The sequence below is a fragment of the Ectopseudomonas guguanensis genome (assembly GCF_900104265.1).
Taxonomy (GTDB): domain Bacteria; phylum Pseudomonadota; class Gammaproteobacteria; order Pseudomonadales; family Pseudomonadaceae; genus Aquipseudomonas; species Aquipseudomonas guguanensis.
On record NZ_FNJJ01000023.1, the window covers coordinates 1 to 5,978 of the forward strand.

The window sequence follows — 5,978 nt, forward strand, 5'->3', positions numbered from 1 at the left end:
AAGTACGGCCTGAAGACCCTCGACATCCTCGTCGAGCTGGGCAAGCGGCGCATGGTCGGCGGCCAAGAAGACATGATCGTCGATGTGGCGCTGGACTTGCTCGACCGCTGAAAACACCGGCCGGCTCCCCCAGGGAAACCGGCCTCCTTCATTACAAGAACAATACGGGTGAAACCCTATGACTAACTGCCTTGCCTTACACGTCGCCAGTGCCATTCGCTTCCTGAACGGAAGGGAGGCTGTATGAACGCCCTCACTGAAACCCTTCATGGACAATCGCGCATGGCTGCAACGATCGGCTTGTGCTTTCTCGTTGCCTTGCTGGAAGGACTGGATCTGCAGGCCGCTGGCATTGCCGCTAGCGGAATGGCCACGGCCTTTAGCCTGGACAAGATGCAGATGGGCTGGGTATTCAGTGCCGGCATCCTGGGTCTGTTGCCTGGCGCCTTCGCTGGAGGCTGGCTTGCGGATCGTATCGGCCGCAAACGGGTTCTGATTGCATCAGTCGCCCTGTTTGGCCTGTTCTCCCTGGCGACTGCATATGCCTGGGACCTTTCGACGCTGATTGCTGCACGCTTGCTGACCGGCGTGGGACTAGGTGCGGCACTCCCCAACCTCATCGCACTCACCTCAGAAGCCGCAGGGACGCGACTGCGTGGCAGCGCCGTAAGTCTCATGTACTGCGGCGTTCCTCTCGGCGCTGCGCTTGCCGCGGCTATAGGCATCGCCGGCTACGCCGCGGATTGGCAACTGGTGTTCCAGATCGGGGGAGTCGTTCCCCTGCTCATCCTGCCACTGCTCTGGATGTATCTTCCGGAAACGTCTGATTTTCGTACCGCCAGCATCCGTTCAAATCCCACCAACCTCCGCACCGATCTGTTGGGCCAGAGCGCTACCTGGCTGTTGTGGCTTAGCTACTTCTTCACGCTGATGGTGGTCTACATCCTGATCAACTGGCTCCCCAGCCTGCTGGTCAACCAAGGCTTCAGCTCGATCAATGCAAGCTGGGTCATGTTTGCTCTGCAGATTGGTGCAGCAATCGGAACTCTTGCCTTAGGCGTACTAATGGAGCACCTACCTGCTTGGGCAACCGCTGCTCTTGTGTACGTAGGAATTCTTTGCGCCCTAGCGGGCCTGGGGCTGGCTGAAGACCTGACCGGCATGCTGGTGGCAGGTTTCGTCGCAGGCTTCTTCGCCACCGGTGGCCAAGGGGTTCTCTATGCCCTCGCCCCTTGGTTTTACCCCGCTCGCGTGCGCGCCACAGGTGTCGGAGCAGCCGTAGCCGTTGGGCGCTTGGGTGCCATGAGCGGTCCGTTGGTCGCGGGGCAAATGCTTGCCCTCGGCACAGGAACCGCCGGCGTCCTGTTGGCCTCAGCCCCGGGCATCGTGGTTGCGGCACTCGCGCTCTTCCACCTTGGGATGCGCCGCCCAGCTCGGCTACCCGACTGACTTCTCGAAGCGAAAAAGTAACTTCAGTCCCAATCCTTACTAACCGGAGCTTCGGCTCCTTGCGCAATACAACAACAAGAAGGAATTCATCATGAACCGCAGAAAATTGCTGCAAACCATGGCTACAGCGGCTTCAGCCACAGCTATCGCCGGGATCATGCCATCCAGTGCATTTGCATCCCAAACCGCTGCGACCGAGGGAGGAGCCCGAGCACTGAAGGGCCTTCAGCGCATCGACACTCACCAGCACATCGTGCCCCCGTTCTACGCCAAATGGCTTGATTCGCGAGGCCTGAACGCAGGGGGCCTTCCCATTCCGACCTGGAGTGCCGAAGGAGCACTCGATTTGATGGACAGCAACGGTATCCAGACGGGAATTCTTTCCGTGTCCACGCCTGGCGTGCACCTGGGTAACGATGCTGAGGCCCGCATCAAGGCCAAGGAGGTTAACGAGTTCTGTGCTGAGCTCGTCGATAAGCATCCAGGACGCTTTGGCTTCTTCGCGACGCTGACCTTGCCTGACGTTGCGGGCGCGATTGAGCAGGCAGAGTATGCGCTGACCAAACTGAAGGCGGATGGCGTGGTCCTGCTTGCCAACGTGCGCGGGACCTATCTAGGAACTCCCGAGTGGGATCCTCTTCTGGAGGTACTGAATCGCCACAAGACAACAGTATTTGTCCATCCTTCAGAACTTCCTGCAGCACCGGTCGAAGGGATTCCGCCCTACGCGGCTGACTTCCTGCTCGACACCACACGAGCTGCGCTCAATTTAGCTAAGCGTGGCTGTCTGGAACGTTACCCCGACCTGAAGATCATCCTTGCCCATGCAGGCGGATTTGTTCCCTACGCGGCTGAGCGTATGGCACGTGTTTGCTCTGAAGATGGCAGTACTGCGGGCGGCTTGAAACGCCTGCGTCAGTTCTACTTCGACACTGCCCTCTCGAGCAGCCCCTATGCGCTCTCTGCGCTGCTGGCATTTGCCAAACCAGAAAACATTACCTTCGGCAGCGACTGGCCATACGCCAACAAAGAGCGATCGAGCTACTTCACCGGCCTCTTGGACTCCTTCGGATTCAGCACCGCCCAGCGGGAAGCAGTGAATCGCACTAATGCGTTGAAACTGTTCCCCCGGTTGGCATGAGGCGCAACGAGAAGTCCTTATAAGAACAAAATCCAAGAGAGTCCGATATGAAACGCCGAACTCGTGCAACACCATTGATTATCCCCCTGAGTCTTTCGCTCGCCAGCGGGCCACTGCTGGCTGAGCAGGGAGGGTTCGTCGAGGGAGCTAGCGCCACGCTTACAGCTCGCAACTACTATTTCAGCCGAGATTTCTCCGACATTGTCGGCTCCAACCCACAGTCCAAGGCAGAGGAATGGGCTCAAGGCTTCATTCTCAACTTCAAGTCAGGATACACCCCAGGCACCTTGGGCTTTGGCGTCGATGCTATTGGTTTGCTCGGGATCAAGCTCGATAGCAGTCCTGATCGTGCTGGCAGCGGATTGCTGCCAGTGCAAGAGGATGGCCAATCCGCAGACAATTACAGTCGTTTAGGGCCTACCCTCAAGGCTCGTATTTCAAAGACGGAGATCAAGTACGGCGAGTTGCAACCCAACCTACCAGTCCTGACATTCAGCGATATCCGGCTTTTGCCCCCGAGCTATCAGGGCATCTCCATCACGTCGGCAGAAATCGATGGACTTACGCTACAGGGTGGCCACCTCAACACAAGCCATCTTCGCAACGAGAGCGGCGATGGGAAGATGTCAGCCGTCCTGGGTCATGTGCCACAACGGCAAGCTGTCAGTGATGCCTATAACTATGCAGGCGGCGACTATCTATTCAACTCGAACCGAACCAGCACTAGCCTTTGGTACGGTGAGCTCGAAGATATCTACAAGCAGGGCTTCCTGGGGTTAAAGCATTCTGAACCTCTGGGTGACTGGACTCTGAGTGCAAACCTGGGCTACTACACCGCGAACGAAGAGGGTAAGGCGCTGCTCGGCTCAATCGAGAACCAAGCACTGTTCTCGTTGTTGTCGGCCAAGCACGGAGCCCACACGTTCTACTTCGGGTACCAAGCAATGTATGGGGACAGTCCATTTCCTCGCGTATTCGCCAACATCACCCCGCTGGGGAATGAGGTGCCCACTTACGAATTCGCCTATACGGATGAGCGTTCCAAGCAAGTTCGTTACGACTACGACTTTGCGGCCCTTGGCGTTCCTGGCCTAACTGCCTCCGTGCGCTACATCACAGGCAATAACGTAACCACTGGGCGCGGATTCGAAGGCAAGGATCGGGAGCGAGATCTGGATATTGCTTATGTGTTTCAGAGCGGCGCTCTAAAAGGGCTTCTGATTCGTATACGCAACGTAACCGCGCGCTCCAATTATCGGACTGACATCGATGAGAATCGATTGATCCTGAACTACACTTGGAAAATTTTCTAGGATGGCACTCCTTGCCCCGCTAGCTTAAGCGGAACTTATGCGGCATAGCTCAGTCTTGGCGGAAATGATGCATCGACTGATTGACAGGGGCTTATCTGGAGTTGCCCTAAAGTTCAATTCGAGCGCGCAATAGAGTTTCGTTCTGTCAGGAAACCCATTTCTCGCTTTGACGCCAGAGTTCGATGGCCAGTAATGGGTTTAGGGATGGTCTGAAGTCGCCCTGCATTTCCGGGCGACTTCAGCCTCCGCCGATTTTGAAGCACGGCAAACTGATCAAAAACGATCAGATCAGCCGCTCATTCCTGTGTTTTTAGCCTCCGCGCACACCTCTCGGCGGCCATTTCCCACCTTACAGGCGCACCTCTCCTGCATTCGTCAGCAAATGTCGGCGCGCCATCCATAGGTTCGACAGGGCAAACAATGTCACCAGCTGTGCCGTGTTCTTCGCCAGGCCACGGAAGCGTGTCTTCACATAACCGAACTGGCGCTTGATCACCCGGAAGGGGGGCTCGATCTTGGCGCGCACCTGGGCCTTGGCCTTCTCGATCTTGCGCTTGGCTTTGTACAGCGCGCTGCGCTTACTCAGCCTTTTGTACGTACTGCGGCGGGCCGCGATCTGCCAGATCACCTCCCGGCCTTCATGTTCCGGGCGCTTCTCGACGCCGGTGTAACCCGCGTCGGCACCCACCATGTTTTCCTCTCCGTGCAGCAGTTTGTCGACCTGGGTAACGTCTGCAACGTTGGCTGCCGTCCCCACCACGCTGTGCACCAGGCCGGACTCGGCATCGGCGCCGATGTGCGCCTTCATGCCGAAGTAATACTGGTTTCCCTTCTTCGTCTGGTGCATTTCCGGGTCGCGCTTGCCGTCCTGATTTTTGGTCGAACTCGGCGCATGGATCAGCGTGGCATCGACGATGGTGCCCTGGCGCAGCGACAGCCCCCGGTCGCCCAGGTAACCATTGATCACCGCCAGAATCCCAGCCGCCAACTCTTGCTTCTCCAGCCGGCGACGGAAATTGAGGATGGTAGTTTCGTCAGGAATACGCTCCAGGCTCAGCCCGGCGAACTGACGCAGGATGGTGGTCTCGTAGAGCGCTTCTTCCATCGCCGGATCGCTGTAGCCGAACCAGTTCTGCATCAGATGTACGCGCAGCATCGCCATCAGCGGATACGCCGGACGGCCACCTTCACCCTTGGGGTAGTGCGGCTCGATCAGGGCAATCAAACCCTTCCACGGCACCACCTGATCCATCTCGATCAGGAACAACTCCTTGCGGGTCTGCTTGCGCTTGCCGGCGTACTCGGCGTCGGCGAAGGTCATTTGCTTCATCGGGAAACTCGGGCAACGGGATCGGCGTATTTCACCAGATTCGGGGAGTCTTTTTCAGACCATCCCTAGGTAAAAGCCACCTACGATGCTGCCCATAGTTATCTGCCCGAGCGCAGGTTGGTGATATTTGAGGAGCTGGGTACTCACCGGGCGGACCACGGCTAAGCAGCGCAGGTGACCAGCAAGGTCGTGGCTTGCCCCTCAAGCTCCATGCAATGGCTGTTGCGAGGTGCGCATGGTCCATCCTATCCATGCGCCGGCTCAGGCCTGCTCAGCACCCAGGCGCATACCAGCAGGATCAGCAACGCTGGAGCTGCCTGCAGCGCCGGGGTGTAGGCCAGGTGGTAGTAAAGGGCGCCAAGCATCAGCGGGATCAGACAAGCGGCTGCCAGCCGGCGCAGCGGCCCGATATAGAAGGCCAGTGCCGCCGCCACTTCGCAAAGACCGACCAGCATGGCGGTTCCATCGGGTAGCGCCATGGTGGCGAAACTCTGGGCAACGGCCTGCACCCCGAACAGTTTGGCGATCCCGGCGGCTCCGACGTATAGCGCCACCAAGGCGACAGCGACTGAGTAAGCGTTTTTCATGCATGCTCCTGGGCAGCGCCTAGCGCGCTGCCGAATCGGGTGGCTCAGCGACGCGCCAGCAGATCCAGCGCCACATCGACGATCATGTCTTCTTGGCCGCCGACCATGCGCCGCTTGCCCAGCTCGACGAGGATGTCGAGGGTCTTCAGGCCGTACTT

At 58.2% G+C, this 5,978-nt stretch carries 5 protein-coding genes and 2 pseudogenes; 4 read left to right on the forward strand and 3 right to left on the reverse strand.

The window, feature by feature from the left end; translation table 11 throughout:
- The 4 genes and pseudogenes from BLS61_RS23195 to BLS61_RS23210 all read left to right on the forward strand — a co-directional run.
- Window positions 1-111 (forward strand): annotated as a pseudogene (locus BLS61_RS23195) (4-hydroxy-2-oxovalerate aldolase); the annotation flags it as partial.
- A 132-nt stretch (window positions 112-243) separates the two neighbouring features.
- Complete coding sequence (gene mhpT / locus BLS61_RS23200) at window positions 244-1,449, forward strand: 3-(3-hydroxy-phenyl)propionate transporter MhpT (RefSeq protein ID WP_244158003.1); 1,206 nt, start codon at window positions 244-246, stop codon at window positions 1,447-1,449.
- A 91-nt stretch (window positions 1,450-1,540) separates the two neighbouring features.
- Window positions 1,541-2,590: an amidohydrolase family protein gene (locus BLS61_RS23205; RefSeq protein WP_208598840.1), complete on the forward strand. Its 1,050-nt coding sequence runs from the start codon at window positions 1,541-1,543 to the stop codon at window positions 2,588-2,590.
- Window positions 2,591-2,637: 47 nt separating this feature from the next.
- Window positions 2,638-3,903 carry an OprD family porin gene (locus BLS61_RS23210; protein ID WP_090435412.1) on the forward strand — a complete coding sequence of 422 codons (1,266 nt, stop codon included), beginning with the start codon at window positions 2,638-2,640 and terminating at the stop codon, window positions 3,901-3,903.
- Between the two features lie 349 nt (window positions 3,904-4,252).
- Here the strand turns inward: BLS61_RS23210 and BLS61_RS23215 are convergent, their stop codons facing one another.
- The 3 genes and pseudogenes from BLS61_RS23215 to BLS61_RS23225 all read right to left on the reverse strand — a co-directional run.
- Window positions 4,253-5,233 carry an IS5 family transposase gene (locus tag BLS61_RS23215; RefSeq protein WP_090435414.1) on the reverse strand — a complete coding sequence of 327 codons (981 nt, stop codon included), beginning with the start codon at window positions 5,231-5,233 and terminating at the stop codon, window positions 4,253-4,255.
- 245 nt (window positions 5,234-5,478) lie between these two features.
- On the reverse strand, window positions 5,479-5,820 hold the full coding sequence (locus tag BLS61_RS23220; RefSeq protein ID WP_090435416.1) for a DoxX family protein: 342 nt from the start codon (window positions 5,818-5,820) through the stop codon (window positions 5,479-5,481).
- A gap of 44 nt (window positions 5,821-5,864) precedes the next feature.
- Window positions 5,865-5,978 (reverse strand): annotated as a pseudogene (locus tag BLS61_RS23225) (4-hydroxy-2-oxovalerate aldolase); the annotation flags it as partial.